Genomic DNA, 18103 nt, shown 5'->3' with positions numbered 1-18103 from the left:
CGAACCGCGGCATTCGAATCTCCCATCCTGGAGATTCGCAACGACCGATGGAATCCGCCCCGTCTACCCGGTGATCTTCATCGACGCCCTCTATGTCAAGGTCCGCGACGGCCGGGTCACCAACCGGCCCTTCTACGTGGTCATCGGGGTCACCGTCGACGGGCACCGCGACATCCTCGGGATCTGGGCCGGCGAGGGCGGGGAGGGTGCAGAGTTCTGGCTTCAGGTGCTCACCGAGGTCAAGAACCGCGGCGTCGCCGACGTGTGCATCGCCGTCTGCGACGGGCTCAAGGGCCTGCCCGAGGTGATCACCACCGCCTGGCCCCAGTCGGTGGTGCAGACCTGTGTGCTGAAACTGATCCGCAACACGTTCCGCTTCGCGAGCCGCCGCTCCTGGGAACAGATGGCCAGAAGACCTGCGGCCGGTCTACACCGCGCCGACCGAGGCCGCCGCCCTGGCCCGGTTCGACGAGTTCACCGACACCTGGGGCGGGACCTATCCGGCGATCATCGCGCTCTGGCGCAACGCGTGGTCGGAGTTCGTGTCCCTTCCTCGACTACGACGTGGAGATCCGCCAGGTCATCTGCTCCACCAACGCCATCGAGTCCCTCAACGCCCGCTACCGGCGGGCCGTCAAAGCCCGCGGGCACTTCCCGACCGAACAAGCAGCGCTGAAGTGTCTCTTTCTGGCCACCCGCTCGCGTGACCCGACTGGGAAAGGGCGGGCGAGGTGGGCGATGCGGTGAAAACCCGCCCTGAACGCCTTCGCGATCACCTTCGCCGGCCGTATCGTCCCCGGCAACGGTGACTGGCCATCACCGACGCCGGTTCCACCGTTCAGCTGACACTCTCCCGCCGACCCCTATCCTGACCACCACCGCCGAGTGGGGAAATCCGGTGAGCAAGTCCGACCAAGATCACTAAAAAGCACCAGCGAGAAAGGTGTGGGCGGTGAACAAGCACGCAAAGACCCCCGTTCCCGCCACCGGTGGCACCCAGGAGGGCGCCGGGTGGAAGGACGCTGACCTCGCGGTGTGCGCGATGCCGTCCCCTTTTGCTAGTGACCGTCGGATGCCGCGGCGTCGGGGGAGTGCTCTACCTATGAGCCCGATCGGAAGCACCGGGCCCCTGCTGAAGACTCAAGAGGGCATGCATCCACTTGGTCCATCTGCTCATCGCTGCAGCTGAGCCTGCAAAGTGTTCCGATAGTCGGCGAGCCATGGATATGACTCCGCGACCACCGGGCGACCGATGAATCGCGCGGTCTCCGAGTCACGATCCAGTATAGTCTGCTCGGCCGCCGGATTGACGGCCAGCGCAAGGATCTCACGGGCCCGGCCCGTGTGGGCGGAAATCACGAGTGAAGAATGTGTCCTCAAGCTCCTGGCCGCAGCGCGACACCATGCGTTCACCCTAAACGGCTACGATCCTGCGCTCGCCCGGCACCTCGTGGGCGACGAGGCGGTGAAGGTAGCGCGGGATATAATAAACGGCCTGACGTCGGTAACCCCGAAGGCCTTCCGATGGCCGCCACCAACACCGAGCAGAAACCGCCCGGGGGACGCTCGTCGAGATGGACGATCGCGCGAGTATGTCGGCGTCGGTCCTCCACGCGTCACCCTCCAGATGCCATTGCTACGCAGAAGGTCCGGTTCCCGGAAGTGGCTGACGGCACCGGGCGTGACTCAGCTCGAGATGTTCCGCTGGGCCGTGCCCTTCCTGATGTCGCGGAAGGGCACGCCGCGGTCGGGGGTGTGTCCTCTCGGCATGCCTAGCAGTCGCTCACTGATGATGTTGCGTTGGATCTGGTCCGTACCGCCGCCTACCGAGTTGGTGAAGGCGTTCATCATCTCGCGGTTGACGTCGTCGCCGGTGCGGTTGTCTGGGCCGTACAGCATGGCCTGGGGGCCGAGCATCTGGGCTTTGAACCGGCCCACGGAGTGCAGGATGCGGGAACTGGCGAGCTTGCCGAGGGCTGCCGCTGCGACCTGGCTCTGGGCACTGTCACTCGCCGATGACAGGCGCTCGGTCGTCCACTGGTGGACCAACCGCCATGTGTGCAGTTGGGCAATGGTCTGGCGGATTGCGGAGTCATCGGTTCTACCGGCACGGCGTGCAGCTCGAACGAGGTCTGCCGCACCGTCGGCGATGGGTGCAAGGGTGCGGCCGTCCTCCCCGGCGGCCTCCTTCGGGCGGCCGATGGACTCGAGGTACTCGCCCAGCCACTCGCGCTCGGCGGCGAGCACGATCTGGAGGATCCGCCATCCGTCGTTGACCTCGCCGACCACGTTCCCGGCGGGCACGCGCACGTCGGTCATGAAGACTTCGTTGAACTCGGAGTCCCCGGTGATCTGCTTGATCGGGCGGACCTCGACGCCCGGCTGCTGCAGGGGCACGATGAAGAAGGTGATGCCCTGGTGCTTCGGCACGTCCTCGTCGGTCCGCGCGAGCAACGCCCCCCACGTCGAATTGAGCGGCCCCGAGGACCAGACCTTCTGGCCGTTGACGATCCAGTGGTCGCCGTCGAGTACGGCTCGCGTCTGCAGTCCGGCCAGGTCCGAGCCTGCGTTCGGTTCGCTGTAGAGCGCCAGTCCGCCGTCGGCGTCGCCGACGAGGAGATCCCGTACGAACTCCGCCCGCAGCTCCGGGCGCCCGTACCGCGCGACCGCCATGCCGATCATCCGGACCCATCCGTCAACGACGCCGGGGCCGAGGTCCTGGCAGGATCGCGGCGCTCCGACCGCGGTGAACTCGGCGCTGACGACCTGCGCCAGGCTCTTGCTGAGGCCGAGGCCGTAGGCGTTCTCCGCGAACGTCGGCGCCGCCCAGCCGGCAAGAACGACTTTCTCTCGCCACTCACGATCGTCGACACCCCGCCAGTTCGTGGCGAGCCACTCGCGCACCTGAAGGGCAAGCCGGTCGGGGGTGATGTCGGGGGTCATGTCGATGGCCATGATCAACGCTCCTCTGCGTGGTCGGACCGGTTCAGATGCCGAGGCAAGACGCCAGCCGCTCACGGTGGTGGGTCGAGTCTCCGAGGAACACAGCCATCGACTTGGCCCGCTTGAAGTAGAGATGGGCAGGCATCTCCCAGGTGAAGCCCATCCCGCCGTGCACCTGGATGTTCTGATGGGAGGCGAGCTCGAAGGCGTCCGAGCAGTAGGCCTTCACCAGCGGAGCGACGGCGGAGAGCTCCGCGCCCTCATGCCCGCTGGCCGCCGCGAGACCCACATGCATGGCCGACCTGGCGGACTCCACCTCGAGCATGACGTCGGCGAGCATGTGCTTCAGCGCCTGGAACGCGCCGATCGGCTGGCCGAACTGGATCCTGGTCTTGGAGTACTCCACAGCCATGTCGAGGGCCGCTTGAGCGCCACCCACCTGCTCAGCGGCCAGCGCGACGACGGCGAGGTCGAAGACCTTGCTCAGGGTCGTCCAGCCGGCGCCTTCCGCTCCGAGCAGCCGAGCAGGGGTGTTCTCGAACGCGACGACGGCGACCTTGCGCGTCTGGTCCAGCGTCTCGGTCAGGCGCGCGTTCAGCCCGGGCGCACCCCTGTCTACCGTGAAGAGGGAGACTGAGTCGCCGGTGCGAGCCGCCACGACGATGAGGTCGGCGACGTGGCCGTCGAGTACGAAGATCTTCTCTCCGGTCAGGCGATACGTGTCCCCGTTCGCCGAAGCCGCCATCTCGATGCCGGCCTCGTCCCAGCGACCAGAGGACTCGACGAACGCGAGCGTGCCCACGACGTCGCCCGTGGCGATGCCCGCGAGGTACTCCTTCTGCGCGGCCTGGTCTCCGCTCTGCAGCAGACATGAAGCGGCGAGGACCACGGTGGAGAAGTAGGGCGCGCAGAACAACGCCCGGCCCATCTCCTCCAGGACGACGCCCAGTTCGACCCAGGTGTATCCGGCGCCGCCGTGCTCCTCCGGCACGATCAGGCCCTGGAGGCCCAGCTCCGACGCGATCTGCCGCCAGACGTCGCGGTCGTACCCCTCGTCGGTGTCCATGAGACGGCGCACCTCGGACTCCGGTGACCGGTTGGCGAAGAAGGCCCGCAGGGACGACCGGAGGCTTTCGTGTTCCTCGCTGAAGACCGACACCATGATTCCTCCTGAGGCGCTCATCCGGGAGCGCGACCGTCGAGCCCGCGACTAGAACGCCTCTGGAGGGTAGGTGCGCCTCTCGGGGGGGTCAAGCGAGCGATCGCTAGGGACAGAGCTATCGCTCGTTACGTCGCTCAGCTAGGGTGACTGACGGCACGTTGGGGTGTTCTGTCATCCGCGTCTGATGCCCATCGCTGCCACAGTCTTGTCTCGTGGATGGAGTTCGCTCATGACCAGCACGTCCGATCGTCGTCTCCCGCTCGCGGGCGTTCGCGTCGTCGAGATGACCGATGGGTTCCTGGACATGACGGGGCGCCTTCTGGCCGATTTCGGAGCCGACGTCATCAAGGTCGAGGCCGCAGGCGGCGCCGAGCGCACGTCCGGTGTCGACGAGGCAGGCGTCCGTTACCTCATCGAGAACTTCAACAAGTCGGGCGTCGTTCTGGATCCGTCCGATGCGAGCGGGTCCGAACAGTTATGGCGCCTGCTCGAGGTTGCTGACGTCTTGATCTACGCGGATCGGCGCGGTGGTGGGCAGGCGCTGGATCCGGAGGAGGTGCACCGCCGACTCCCGCACCTCGTCGTCCTCGCGGTCAGCGACTTCGGGCGCACCGGCCCGTACAAGGACTTCGTGGGCACGGACGCCGTGCACCTCGCCCTGGGCTCCCAGCTGGGCCGGTCGGGGTTCTGGCCGCGTGAGCCCTGTCTGATCCCCTTCGACCTGGCCTACCAGTCGAGTGCTGCGCAGGCCGCGTGGGCTGCCCTGGTCGCGTATTACGACCGGCTGGAGTCGGGGCGCGGCGACCTCATCGACTTCTCCGTCTTCGAGGCAACGATCGAGGTCGTGGATCCGCCGTTCGGTACCGCCGGGACGGCGACGGCCGGGACTAAACAGGTTCAGACGCCGGCGGATCCTTATAGCTCCGAATGGAGTAGGCCGCGATCGAAGCCTTATCCGATCTACCCATGCGTCGACGGCTACGTGCGCTGCCTGGTCCTGGCTCCCGGCCAGTGGCGAGCCATGTACGGCTGGCTCGGTGAGCCGAGCGAGTTCGCGGATCCCAAGTACCAGACCATCCTGGGTCGTGACCGCGAGCAGGAGGCACTGGAGCGGGCCTACGTGCAGCTCTTCCGTGACAAGACCAAGGCCGAACTGGCTGTGGAGGGTCAGAAGCGGGGCGTTCCGATCGCCCCCGTACTGAGCCCGGCGGAGGTGGCCGCGCAGGAGCACTTCGTGCAGCGTGGTGCCTTCGTCGACGCCGAGATCCGGTCCGGGGTCCGGGCGGTCATCCCATCGGGGTTCCTCGAGATCGACCGAGAGCGCATCGGCTACCGGCGGCGTGCTCCCGAAGCGGGGGAGCACAACGCTGTACTGTCCGACCTCCCGACCCCCTCTGCGGCTGAGTCGCCAGCGTCCGAGCCGGCGGACGACGCCTCGGGTCGGGCGACATCGGTGCCTCTGTCCGGTCTGCGGGTCATCGACTTCGGAAGCATCGTCTTCGGCGCCGAGGTCGGTCGGCTCTTCGCTGACCTGGGTGCAGACGTCATCAAGATCGAGAACGCTGCCTTCCCCGACAAGTACCGCGGTGGCAGCGAACCGGGCTCGCTGATCGCCAAGAACTTCGCTCTGGGCAACCGCGGCCGCCGGAGCTTCGGCGTCGACACCCGGACCGAGGCTGGACGCGATCTGGTGAAGGGTCTCGTCGCCTCGGCCGACGTCGTGGTCTCCAATTTCAAGCCCGGCACGCTCGAACGCCTGGGTCTGGGCTACGACGAGTTGTCCGCCGTCAACCCGAAGATCGTGTGGATGTCGTCCAGCGGTTTCGGCGACACCGGGGCGTGGGCGTCCTGGCTGGCCTACGGGCCCGCCGTCCGTAGCGCCTCCGGGCTGACTCACCTATGGCACTATCCGGACGACCCGGGTGGCTTCGGCGACACCACGACCGTCTACCCCGACCACGCCGCCGCCCGGATGGCCGGTTTGGCCATCCTCTCCGCGGTGATCCGCGGCCGGGCCACCGGGAGGGGCGCAGACATCCGGGTGTCGCAGGCAGAGGTCGTGCTGAACCACCTGTCGGAGGAGTTCGTCCGGGACTCCCTGGGACTGACGTCGTCCCCCCAGGGTGCCCCCTGGGGTGTGTACGAGTGTGCAGGTGACGACGAGTGGTGCGTGATCTGTGTCCGCGACGACACCGACTGGACCAACTTCTGTGCGGCGTTGGGCAACCCCATGTGGTCCGCGGCCGACGAGTTCGCCGACGTGCGTTCTCGGCTCGCCAACCGGGAGTCCCTGGACCGCCACGTCCGGGACTGGAGCAAGGGCCGCGAAGCCGACTCGATCATGAGACTCCTGCAGTCCCGCGGGGTGCCGGCTGGAGTCATGAAGCGGTCGCCCGAGCTGCTCGCCGACCCTCAGCTCATCGCGCGGGACTACGTTGCGCTTCAGGACCAGCCCGGCTTCGCCGAACCGCTGAACACGGTCCGGCGCCCGTTCCTCGCTCGCCGTATCCAGAGTGCTCCGGTGCGGCCGTCCCCGGACATGGGGCAGGACACCGCCACGATCTGCTCCGAGCTCCTCGGGATGAGTAGGGCCGAGATCGATCGGCTGTTGGGCGAGGGCGTTCTGCAGATGGCTGATGTCAAGCGATAGGGGTTGGGCATTCATGCAGACCCACCGGCTCAAGGGGCCCGGACTCGGCCTTGACGGAGAACCCCTGCGAGCGGCACGATGAATCTATCGATCGCTAGGAAGATTGCGAACGCGCCGATGCCATTGTTGATGTTCGTGGGTTCGGACGATCCCGGCGTGTCCGACCGTCGGGCAGGACGCTGGAGCCGCGTACTCATGCCCCGGGCCGATACGGCCGAGCGCATGTCGCCTCGTTGCCCGGGGGCCTCTTCCGCCCGACGAGTGACCGACACGGCAAAGGAGGCTCTGTAGATGGACTACGGCGATGCTCTGAAGACGCTGCGGATCACGCGCGATGGCGGGGTCGTGACGGTCACCTTCACTCGTCCCGACGAGATGAACAGGTTCGACGAACCGCAGGAGGCGGAGTTCGTCGAGGCGCTGAAGTTCCTCCGCCGCGCCGACGACGGTGTGCGGGTGATCATCCTGGCCGCAGAGGGCAAGGCGTTCTCCGCCGGAGGAGACGTGGGGACGGTCTTGGCGATGGCCTCTGATTTCGCCGCTCGCAAGCGGGCGGTGGACATGGGGCTCGCGCTCATGTCCGAGTTGCTGTCGTTTCCGATCCCGATCGTCACCGCCATCCAGGGAGCCGCGATGGGTCTGGGTGCCAACGTCGCGTTCGCCACGGACGTCGTCGTCGCCTGGCGAGGGGCCCGACTGGCCGATCCGCATGTGCGGATCGGCGTCGTCGCGGGGGACGGAGGCGCCGTAGTGTGGCCTCTGTCGGCCGGCATTCTGCGCGCCAAGCGATACCTGTTGACCGGCGATCCGATCACGGCGGAGGACGGCTACGCCTTCGGCCTGGTCACCGACCTGGTCGACAGCCCTGAAGACGTCCTACCCCGGGCGCGTGTGCTTGCCGACAAGATCGCGGCGCTGCCGCCCCTCGCCGTCCAGGGAACCAAGCGTGCTCTCAACCGGCTCCTCGGGCAGCGCGCCGGGGAAGTCCTAGAACTGAGCCTTCAGCTCGAGGCCATGACCATGGCCACCGATGACGTCGTCGAGGCGACGACTGCCTTCCTGGAGAAACGCCCTGGCGTCTACAAGGGCCAATGAGGCCCAGGACGCCGGCATCGGTCCGCTCGACCACCATCCCGACCAACGGAGGTCACACCATCATGACGACCATCATCGACGCCCCGCAGCAGACCACGACGCAGGCGGCGCCCGACGTCGCGCAGAAGTGGGTCGAGGTCGCCCGTTCGCTGGCCCCCCTGGTCGAGTCCGAGCGCCGGCAGGGGGACGAGGACACCGTCGTCACGACGAAGCTCGTCCAGGCGTGGAGGCAGGCGGGCCTGTACCGGCTACTCCAGCCGAGCCACCACGGTGGCGAGGGTTTGGACAACGTGAGCTACCTTCGGGTCGCCGAGGAGGTCTCCCGCCAGGACGCTTCTGCGGGTTGGGTCTTCGGCATCCACATCATCGGCACCCTCTTTCCGGGGATTCTGCTACCTGCAGACAGCTACCGTGAGTTGGTGGGGTCCGACGGCGGCGGTACCGCCTGCGGTTTCGCCTTCGGAAAGATCCCCGGCACCGCCAAGCCTGTCGACGGCGGCTACCTCGTGCAGTCCGAGCCGATGCCGTTCGGCTCCGGCACGCAGCGCGTCGACCGGGTGGCGAGCGCGCTGTACCTGCTCGACGAGAACGGCGACAACGTGCTCGACGAAGCCGGGAACCCTGTCGTAGTAAACGCCTACATGGACCCCGAGAACATCGAGTGGCTGAACAACTGGCAGGCTGCTGGCCTGAGGGGTTCCGGCTCTGGTCACTACCGGGTCAAGGAACATGTCCTCGAGTCCAAGTGGCTCTCCAACGCCCCCGGTGAGAGGCCTTCCGGTGCGATCTTCGCAACGGGCTTCTTTCCTCTCGTGCACATGCACCACACCGGTGTAGCTCTGGGCGTGGCGAAGCGTGCGATCGAAGAGATCGCCAAGATCGCGAAGGGGCGGCGCCGCGGGGACATCGCGTCCCTCGATGAGCACCCCGTCTTCCAGCACGAGTTCATCCGGGTGGACGCGGAGTACCGAGCGGCGCGAGCCCTGGTGTTCCAGGCCTACCGGGAGATCTGGGCCGCGGCGGAGGAGGGGACCGTGACCGAGGTGCACTCCGCCCGGGTCGAGCAGGCGGACTTGCACCTGCACCGAGTGCTAAGAGAGATTGTATCGACGGTGTCGGTGTGGGCCGGATCCGAGGCCATCCCCGATGGCGGCGTGATCGCACGTCTCAACGCCGATACCTCAGTCGCGGTCAACCACCTCGCGCTCAGCCCGCACCAGTCTGGCAAGATCGCCCCGCATCTGCTTGAGGCGGCCCGGGTCGAGTCGGCGCCCGGGTCCTGACCCGCTGAGCTCGCACCGGTCGGGCGCTGATGGCGTCGAGCTACGGCGCCCTCGCCCTGTTCGGGGTTCTAGTGGGGAAGATCATCGCTCGGTCAATGTGCAACAGCTAGGAAACTGGCCGCGGCGGGCTGAGGGCGGGCGATCATCGCGGTGCGCCGCAGGCGTCGGCTCAACGGCTCGGGGCGCTCCTTCGTGGGATCCGATCCCATCCTTCGGCGGTGGCAGAACCCGTGATCCGAGCAGACGTCGTCGATGCCGTCCATGCCGCAAAGCACCCATCTGCGCTGATCTCCGCTCGAGGGAGGGACCCCCAATCCGCGACCGGCCATCATGCGTGAGGCTTCGGCGCTGGCTGGCATCGTCTCCTCGGGGCCGGCGAGCCGACCCGACCTCGACGGTCTGCCGAGCCAGTTCTCGAGCGTGACCCTTGTAGATGACATCGCGGCCGGGCAGGCGCGAGGGGCGGGTGGAGACCTCGGGTCCCAGGGGGCGATGTGACGGCGGACAGAACCCTCCGCGGTAGCAACCTATCGAGCGCTAGAGCTTGACAGTGGCTGCGGTCACTCGGACACTTGAGTCAACGAACCGTGGCTTCGCGATACGCGATGCGCTCGACAATCGGGGGACTCATGACTGCGGCCCATGACGCCCCTGCGGGCGCGGTTCCGCGGCGAACGGGTCCAAACCGCTCTCGGGTTCATGTCTTGCGGTGAACCGTGACTCATCGAAAGATCGCGCTACATCCGCCGTTGACGCAGGTTTCGAGCGCCGGTTGTCGGCCTGCCCGCGGTCGTCATAGGAAAGGAAGCTGGGACGTGAGCCTGGAGATCGCCGCGAACGCAGATGGTCGGCTGGTCTGCCCCTTTGATCACCACTCGAGGGAGTACGCCGAAGGACATCGTGAGATGTTCGAGGACCTGCGCAAGGCCGGCCCCGTCGTATGGAGTGACGCCTATGGCGGATTCTGGATCGCCACCGACTATGTGCATGTCCGTGAGGTGCTGAAGGACTCCGAGACGTTCACGGTCGAGACGATCGACGGCGCGCGCGAGGGTGGAACCCTCATCCCAGCCCCCAGGGGTGCTGCGTTCCTGGCCCCCGACACGACTCTGTTCAACTTCTTCGACGGGCAGCGCCACGACACCGCGCGGGCCGCGTTGAACCCGCACTTCAGCAGGCGGCGAGTAGCCGAGTTGGCTCCGCTGATCAAGGCGACGGTGGACCGCGTCCTCGATCGGGTCCTGAAGCAGGGCGAGTTCGACATCGTCTACGACCTGGCCGCCCCCATCACAGCGGGCATCGTCAACGACCACATGGGCTTCGGTCTCGAAGACCCGGCACCGTTCTTCCGCGCCGTGTTCTCCCTGAAGCGAGCTGACGAGGCTATGTCCGGCGCGGGCAACGATCCCGTGGTCACGACGTACAAGGAGGGCTGGGCTTATCTCGGCGAGGTCGTGCGCGCGCGTCGAACCGAGCCGCGAGACGACGTCATCTCGGCCCTGGCGCAAGCCAAGGACGGGACGTTCACCGACGACGAGATCCAGGGCATGTGTATGAACGTGATCTTCGGCGCGGCTGACACCACCGCGGCCTTCACTGCGCACACGCTCACGTTCCTCGCCGACCGGCCCGACCAGCAGGCCGAGCTCCGTGCGGACCCGAGCAAGATCCCGGCTTTTATCCGTGAGGGGCTGCGCTACTTCAACGTGGCTATGGGGGTGGCGCGAACCGCCAGGCGGGATGTCGATCTCGGCGGGACGAAGATCCGCAAGGGAGATCGCATCTTTGCGCTCATCCCCTCGGCCAACTTGGATCCGGCCCTGTACGACAATCCCGGGGAGTTCGACATGGCGCGGCCCGCGTCGCAGCACCTGGGGTTCGGTGGCGGCATCCACTCTTGCTTGGGCGCGTCGTTGGCTCAGGCCATCGTGGCAGCGGACATCCGCGGCGTATTGGAGCGGGTCGAAGCCTACTCGATCGACCCCGAGAACCTCGTTCGGAACTCGGACCTCTCCTTCATCAGCCTCTTCCTCAAGGCTCCCATGCGTATTAATGGGATGCAGAACCGTCGTGCGGCCGCACGATGAGAAGAGCGGCGCCAGCTATCGCGTTTGGGCTCCGAGCGTGAGCGATGCGCAGCCGCTGTTCGGCCGTCGCCTAGGACAGGCGGCTCACGGCTTCTGGGTCGAACGAGCAGTTGGTCGCCCTGGCCCAGCGGGCGCAGGACAACTATCAACCTCGTGATCAGGCTGATCAACGGATCACGGAAAGGGTCACCGCGCTAGCGGGGGCCTAACGAGGCGGGGAGTCCATCCACGTGAACCGAAAAGGAGACTGCGGTGACCATTACGACGGAGTTGAGCGACGTACCTGATCTCGGCGATCCGGAGACCTTCAGGGCAGGTGTTCCGTACGACGTCTATGACAGGCTGCGTGCGCTGCCCGGGCTTGTGTGGCAACCCGCCGACTATGGCACTCTGACCGGGGGCTTCTGGTTGGTCACTCGGTATGATGACGTGGCCGAGGTGCTACAGGACCCAGAGCGGTTCAGCTCACGGTTCGGTTCGGTGTACCCGTTGCTGAATCCGACGGGTGACGGGCCGCTGAGTATGCAGATCGTGCACCAGGATCCGCCCGAGCACAGTCGCGTGCGTCGAGCAGCTGCGAAGTCCTTCGGTCCTCGCGTTGTAGCCAACTTCGAGTCGTGGATTCGTGAGGTGGTCGTGCAGACCCTTGACGATGCACTTCGACGAGAGCGTTTCGACTGGGTTCTCGAGGTCGCTCGGTTCATCCCGTCCCGGGTCATCGCCCAGGTACTCGGCGTCCCCCTCGACCGCCGCACATACATTGTCGACGCGACGATCGAGATCTTCAAAAGCCAGTCCCTCGACGATGGCGGTGCGACCTTCGTCGAACAGTGCATGAAGGTTGGCGAGTACCTGACCCAGTTGGGGAAGGAAAAGCTGCTGAATCCGGCAGATGACATGACTACCGTCCTCGCGCAATCGCTTGAGAATGGGGAGATCGATCTCCCCGAGTACCAGTTATACGCAGTGTCGCTGCTCATCGCCGGGTTCGAGACCACCCACACGACAATTGCGCATGTTGCACACCTCCTGGCGACGGATCCGGCTATTCGATCTACCGCGGCCCGCGCGCTCGAGGAGGGCAAGGCAGGGGCACTGGTCGATGAATTCCTGCGATACATCACTCCTGCCATGAGGTTCGCGCGTGTCGCCACCCGTGATACCGAAATCGGCGGTCAGGCCGTCAAGCAAAACGATGTACTGCAGGTCGTGTTCTCGGCTGCGAACCGCGACCCTAGTGCCTTCCCGCGTCCGAACGAGTTCGACCCGTTCCGGGTGGACCCCAAGCCGGCTGCCGGCACCGGGGGCGCAGGAATGGTTTTCGGGGCCGGTCCTCACCGGTGCATCGGGCATGTGCTCGCCAAGCTGGAGATTCGCATCCTGCTTGAGGAGTTGCTTGCACGCAAGGTCACCCTCAGTATGGAGGGCCAAGCAGTGCGTGGGGCGAGCGGAGTAGTGAACTCCCTCACTGCGCTACCGGTTTCCGTGGCAGTCGGCTGATCCGGTCGATTCATTGCGGTGGTGATCATCGGTTTCTCAAGAGTTTGCAGGCGTTTACTGATCATCCTAGGAAGTCACAAATGAGCGGAAAGTCGAAGGTCGTCTTCGTCAGGGGCGGTCATCGGACAGAGGTCGAGGTGCTCGTCGGTACCTCGGCGATGCATGCTGCTACAGACAACTTGGTAGGTGGCATCGTCGGAGAATGTGGCGGCGACCTTTCCTGCGCCACGTGTCATGTGTTCGTCGATCCGGACTGGTTCGACCGGTTGGCGCCGGCCGGCGCTGACGAAAGGGACATGCTCGAGGCCACGTCCGAGGAGCCCACCGAGTTCAGCCGGCTGAGCTGTCAGGTTCCGTGCACGGCCGAGACCGATGGCATCGTGCTACACGTTCCCGAGAGCCAGTGAACGGATGCCGACTGCCGACAAGCACCAGGCTCTGGACACTGTGGGGGTGGTCGACCACGTCGTGATCGTGGGCGCCGGGCAAGCGGGCGGCGACCTGGCGGCCAGCCTGCGCGAGCTGTCTTATGCCGGTCGGATCACTATGGTCGGCAGCGAGGATTCCTATCCGTACTCGCGTCATCCATTGTCGAAGTCCTACCTCCTAGGAGGGAAGCCGCGATCCGAGCTGCTCATCCGACCTGAAGAGACGTACCGGCGCTTCGACATCGAGTTCGAGCGCGGTGTGCGTGTCGTGGCCATCGACCGTGATCACAAGCACGTGATCCTCGATGACGGTCGAGACGTGGGCTACGACGTCCTCGTTCTCGCCACCGGCGGTTTGCCGCGCACCTACCCCGACGCGGCCCTGGACCACGCCTCGAATGTCTTCTATCTGCGGGTCGCCGAACACGCAGATGCCCTGCGTAAACACCTCGTACCCGGTGCTCGGCTGACCGTGGTCGGGGGTGGATACATCGGGCTCGAAGTGGCTGCCGTTGCAAGGGGCCTCGGTGTCGAGGTGACGCTGGTGGAACGAGAGGAGCGCTTGCTTGCGCGCGTGACTTCGCCCGTCACCTCTGCCTTCTTCGCTCAAGTTCACGACGAGGAAGGCGTCGTTGTCCGCACGGGTTCTTCGGTCAGCAGCTTCGAAGTCGGTGCGGATCGGAACGTGACGGGAGTGGTGCTTGACGACGGCTCCACCATCCAGACAGACGTCTGTCTCATCGGCATCGGCCTCCGGCCGAACACCGACCTGGCGCAGGCAGCAGGTCTAGACGTCAGTGATGGTGTATTGGTCGATTCCGCGTTGCGTACCAGCGATGTATCGATCTTCGCCATCGGCGATGTCGCACGCTATCCGTGCCGCGACTCCGGGGACACCAGGCGACTCGAATCCATCCCGAACTGCACGGAGCAGGCGCGCGCCGTGGCACGCACACTCACCAGCGTTACCGAGCCATATGAGGCGGTGCCGTGGTTCTGGTCCGATCAGTATGACATGAAGCTCCAAGTCGTCGGCCTGGCGGCTCCGAGCGACGTCGTGGTCGTGCGCCGGGATCCTGATCGTAAGCGTAGTTTTGCGGTCTTCTATCTCCGCTATAACGAGGTCTGCGCGGCAGAGATCGTCTCTAGTCCGCGGGACTTCGCTATCGCGAAGAAGTTGGTTCATCAGAGGGTTGTCGTCGATCCCGACAAGTTGGCAGACGCCGCCGCTCCGCTCAGGGACCTGCTCCCCAGGGCGCCCTCGTCGTCCCGGTGACCTGCTTCGGGGGTCGACGCCTGTAGGTGTAGCTCGGGGGGACGGGCACACGCGGCTCCGAACGCAGACGGCTGCTTCGGCTCCTGATCACCTGATCTGTGTCGTACGAGCACGCCCCTTCGGGTCCATGGAGCGCAGCGTGGAGACGGCGTTGTGGCCTCAGTCGATTGCCCGCTTCAAGTCACTTGGCTGTCGTCTTGAAGTGCCGGGCAGAGGTGCTGTCCCTCCACGGAGGAGGACGATCGGCCCCTGACTTGTTGGTGTTGACGGCTCCATGCGTGATGAGGTTAACATGCGTGCCTAGCGATCGCTCGAAATAGACCCTACTAGCGGTGCCGTGTCGGGACGCCCATGATTCGCAGTCCATCGCGAGGGCGTATCAGCTGTGCAGAGTGACGAACGGGGCCCGTCGACCCGGCCCCAGCCCCAGCCCCAGCCCCAGAATGACAAGGAGAGTCAGAGATGGCCAGTGCGGCTGCAGAGAAGCTCGACGCAGAACTGCGGGCCTGGACGGCGAGCATGACCGACCAGAACCCGACCATTGAGGATCTTCGCGCCGGCGGGGAAGGAATGGGGAACTTCGGAGCCGAGCGCACCGATGTGAAGGTCGAACAGATCGACATGGGCGGGCGGCGGGCACTGGCCCACATTCCTGAGCAGGTTGGCAGTGGCGTCATTCTTCATCTGCACGGTGGGGGGCTGTCCCTGGGATCGCCGGAATCGCACACCCGCCTCGCCGCGCATCTGGCGGCGCGCAGTGGGATGACCGTCTACAACCTCGACTACCGACTGGCGCCCGAGAACCCGTTCCCAGCCGGACTGGACGACACCGCGGCCGCCTTCCGGTGGCTCGTAGAGCAGGGTGTGCCGACGGAGCAGCTCTTCCTGAGCGGCGATAGCGGCGGCGCTGCGCTTGCCCTCACGACGTTGATGGACCAGGCCCGCGACGGCGTCCGGTTGGCTGGTGGCATCTTCATGTCGCCTTGGGCAGACTTCCGACTCACGTCGGGGTCATACGACTCGAACGCGACATCGGACGTGATGTGCTCGCATCCGATGATGGTCCCGCTGCGGCAGAACTACTGCCCGACCGGCGACTACGAAAATCCTCGAGTATCGCCCGCGTTCGCAGGGGACTTCGCCGGACTCCCGCCATTGATTGTCCAGGCGAGCGCGGCGGAGGTCCTCGTCGACGACGCCAGACTCATCGCCCGTCGTGCCGAGGAAGCGGGTGTTAACGTCTCCTATCAGGAGTTCGACGTCGTTCCCCACGTGTTCCAGCTCTTCGCTGGGAATCTTCCGGAGGCGGACGAGGCCCTGCAGGCTATTGCCGACTGGGCGGGACGAGTGGCAGCAACCCCAGCCTGATCCATTGCCCACCGCCGTGCCACGTTCCCGTGATGCTGGAGCGAGGAGAGGGCGGCTCCATCATCCTGACCAGGTCGGCCGCTGGTATCTCCGGCATCGGCAACACTGCCCATTGAAGTGCCGCCAAGGCTGGTCTTGTCGGGCTGATGGAGTCGTTCGCTGTCGAGTCGGCACCGCACATGACTGGGTTAGTACTCGGGGGCTGGTGTGGGACAACGAGTCCGCGATCGGCTCGTGGCGCGGCGGGCGCCCGCAGCTGACCGATGCGAGGAACAGCTTCCGCGGCGCACTCGGCATCCGGGTGGTTCAGTGCAAGCCCGGCGACCTGAGGCCACAGGCCTGGTCGAGCGCGGCAACCGCTATCTGGAGACCTCGTTCCTGCCCGGGCGCCACTTCGCCTCACCGGCGGATTTCAACGCCCAGCTCGGGGTCTGGCTGGCCCGGGCGAACACCCGCCAACACCGCAGACTCGGGTGTCGCCCGGTCGACCGGTGGGCGGCCGATCACGGCCACATGCTCGTCCTGCCACCTCTGGGCGCTGGTCGGCTGGGCGCACTCGCCGTGGCTGCCGCGCGATCACTACGTCCGCCTCGACGCCAACGACTACACCGTCCAACCCTGCGCGGTCGGACGCCGGGTCACCGTCACCGCCGACCTCGACTACGTGCTGGTGTCCTGGGACGGGCGCCGCGTCGCCCGCCACCGCCGCTGCTGGGCGCGGCACCAGACCCTGACCGACCCCGCCCACGCGGCCGCCGCGGCCATGCGCGCCGCCCGATCCGAACAGTTCCAGCGGTCGAGCTCGCCGCGTGGTCTCGAGGTCGAACAGCGCGCGCTCGCCGACTATGACCGCATCCTCGGCCTCGACGAATCATCAGACGGGCTGGGCGAGAAGATGTCGGCCTGATGGCGGCCAAGACCGGCACGATGACGAGTCCCGGCGGGCGCAACGTCGCATCGGAGATCGCGTTCCTGACCCGGGCGCTCAAGGCGCCGTCGTTGGGGGCGGCGGTGGAGCGGTTGGCCGAGCGGGCCCGCTCCGAGGGCTGGACCCATGAGGAGTTCCTGGCGGCCTGTCTGCAGCGTGAGGTCGCCGCCCGCGAGGCCCACGGCGGCGAGGGCCGGATCTGGGCGGCGCGGTTCCCGGCGCGGAAGTAGATGGAGGAGTCCGACTCAGACCACCAAGGTCGGGCTACATCCCGTTCGAGGCCGAAGCGGCGTAGCTGTTCTTCCAGCTCGTCTCGTCTGGCTACGAGCGCGCTAGCCTGATCGTCACCCCTACATGCCCTTCGGCCGCGGGAGCGAGGGGGAGGCCCAGGGTTCGGTTGACTTCAGACCTGTGAGGACGCGCTCCTCGCTGGAGGGATCGTCATCGTGCCCAAGCCGTTCCCGAAGGAGTTCCGCCGCGACGTGATCGCTGTCGCCCGCGAGGGCGACCGGTCCGCCGCCGAAGTGGCTCGCAGCCCTGGGCTTTAGCAAGCAGGCCTTCTACAAGTGGCGGGCCAGACCCGTCTCCGACCGCGACTACGACGACGCGCACCTGATCAACGCCGCCGTCGATGTGCACCACGACGACCCCGAGTTCGGGTACCGCTTCATCACCGACGAGCTCACCGGCGCGGGCTGGAAAGCGTCGCGCAACCGCGTGAACCGGCTCTGCACGCTCCAGCAGCTCTGGTCGGTCCACGCCCGCAGACGCGGCTCGCAGCGCCGGCCAGGGCCTCCGGTGCACGACGATCTCGTCGGCCGCGAGTTCACCGCGCATGCCCCGAACCTGTTGTGGTTCACCGACATCACCGAGCACTCCACCCGCGAGGGCAAGCTCTATCTCTGCGCGGTCAAGGACGCCTGCTCCAAGCGGATCGTGGGCTACTCCATCGACGACCGCATGACCTCGCAACTCGCCGTCCACGCGCTGCGCAACGCCATCACCCTCCGCGCCCCGGACGCGACGGCGATCGTGCACTCCGACAGAGGCAGCCAGTTCCGATCACACGCCTACCAGCGGGTTCTCCGGGAAGCCCAGCTCCGGGGCTCGATGGGACGGGTCGGGACCTGCGCAGACAACGCCGCCATGGAGTCGTTCTTCAGCCTGCTGCAGAACAACGTCCTCAACCGACGGCGCTGGACTACCCGCACCGAGCTCCGACTCGCGATCGTGTCCTGGATCGAAACCACCTACCACCGCCGACGACGCCAAGACACCCTCGGCAGGCTCACCCCCGTCGAGTTCGAGACACTCCTACAGCCAGCCGCTCACGCGGCCTGACCACCTACCCCAGACGGGTCAACCAGACCCTGGGCAGTCCCA

12 protein-coding genes and 2 pseudogenes are annotated in these 18103 nt (G+C 66.3%); 12 read left to right on the top strand and 2 right to left on the bottom strand.

The features are described from left to right. Positions 1-846: pseudogene (locus ABD993_RS32865) on the top strand (IS256 family transposase); the annotation flags it as partial. 840 nt (positions 847-1686) lie between these two features. On the opposite strand, the gene ABD993_RS32860 reads toward ABD993_RS32865, so the two are convergent. Together ABD993_RS32860 and ABD993_RS32855 are read right to left on the bottom strand one after the other, a co-directional pair. After that, positions 1687-2955 carry an acyl-CoA dehydrogenase family protein gene (locus ABD993_RS32860; protein ID WP_345426945.1) on the bottom strand — a complete coding sequence of 423 codons (1269 nt, stop codon included), beginning with the start codon at positions 2953-2955 and terminating at the stop codon, positions 1687-1689. Positions 2956-2986: 31 nt separating this feature from the next. Next, positions 2987-4105, bottom strand: a complete 1119-nt coding sequence (locus ABD993_RS32855) for an acyl-CoA dehydrogenase family protein (protein WP_345426943.1) — start codon at positions 4103-4105, stop codon at positions 2987-2989. Positions 4106-4334: 229 nt separating this feature from the next. Between ABD993_RS32855 and ABD993_RS32850 the strand changes: the two genes are divergently transcribed. From ABD993_RS32850 to ABD993_RS32800, 11 genes and pseudogenes are all read left to right on the top strand, one after another. Then, positions 4335-6755, top strand: a complete 2421-nt coding sequence (locus tag ABD993_RS32850; RefSeq protein ID WP_345426941.1) for a CaiB/BaiF CoA-transferase family protein — start codon at positions 4335-4337, stop codon at positions 6753-6755. Positions 6756-7046: 291 nt separating this feature from the next. After that, on the top strand, positions 7047-7850 hold the full coding sequence (locus ABD993_RS32845; protein ID WP_345426939.1) for an enoyl-CoA hydratase/isomerase family protein: 804 nt from the start codon (positions 7047-7049) through the stop codon (positions 7848-7850). Between the two features lie 62 nt (positions 7851-7912). After that, the gene (locus ABD993_RS32840) at positions 7913-9133 is read left to right on the top strand and encodes an acyl-CoA dehydrogenase family protein (protein ID WP_345426937.1); all 1221 of its coding nucleotides are present in this window, start codon (positions 7913-7915) and stop codon (positions 9131-9133) included. 815 nt (positions 9134-9948) lie between these two features. Then, the gene (locus ABD993_RS32835; protein WP_345426935.1) at positions 9949-11220 is read left to right on the top strand and encodes a cytochrome P450; all 1272 of its coding nucleotides are present in this window, start codon (positions 9949-9951) and stop codon (positions 11218-11220) included. A gap of 252 nt (positions 11221-11472) precedes the next feature. Continuing rightward, positions 11473-12720 carry a cytochrome P450 gene (locus ABD993_RS32830; RefSeq protein WP_345426933.1) on the top strand — a complete coding sequence of 416 codons (1248 nt, stop codon included), beginning with the start codon at positions 11473-11475 and terminating at the stop codon, positions 12718-12720. Between the two features lie 80 nt (positions 12721-12800). Next, positions 12801-13127, top strand: coding sequence for a 2Fe-2S iron-sulfur cluster-binding protein (locus ABD993_RS32825; RefSeq protein ID WP_345426931.1), 327 nt, complete (start codon positions 12801-12803; stop codon positions 13125-13127). A 46-nt stretch (positions 13128-13173) separates the two neighbouring features. Beyond that, a complete protein-coding gene (locus ABD993_RS32820; RefSeq protein WP_345426930.1) occupies positions 13174-14424 on the top strand; it encodes an NAD(P)/FAD-dependent oxidoreductase in 1251 nt (416 codons plus the stop codon). A gap of 462 nt (positions 14425-14886) precedes the next feature. Further along, complete coding sequence (locus ABD993_RS32815) at positions 14887-15792, top strand: alpha/beta hydrolase (protein ID WP_345426929.1); 906 nt, start codon at positions 14887-14889, stop codon at positions 15790-15792. Positions 15793-15997: 205 nt separating this feature from the next. Then, positions 15998-16699, top strand: coding sequence for a Mu transposase domain-containing protein (locus ABD993_RS32810; protein ID WP_345426928.1), 702 nt, complete (start codon positions 15998-16000; stop codon positions 16697-16699). Next, positions 16699-16950, top strand: a complete 252-nt coding sequence (locus tag ABD993_RS32805) for a P-loop NTPase family protein (protein ID WP_345426927.1) — start codon at positions 16699-16701, stop codon at positions 16948-16950. The genes ABD993_RS32810 and ABD993_RS32805 overlap by 1 nt, the downstream gene beginning before the upstream one ends. Positions 16951-17257: 307 nt before the next feature. Then, positions 17258-18061: pseudogene (locus ABD993_RS32800) on the top strand (IS3 family transposase); the annotation flags it as partial. Positions 18062-18103: the final 42 nt, after the last annotated feature.

The sequence above is a fragment of the Pseudonocardia xishanensis genome (assembly GCF_039541715.1).
GTDB lineage: Bacteria > Actinomycetota > Actinomycetes > Mycobacteriales > Pseudonocardiaceae > Pseudonocardia > Pseudonocardia xishanensis.
Note: the sequence above shows the minus strand (reverse complement) of the source record. Positions and strands in the feature narration are given on the sequence as shown.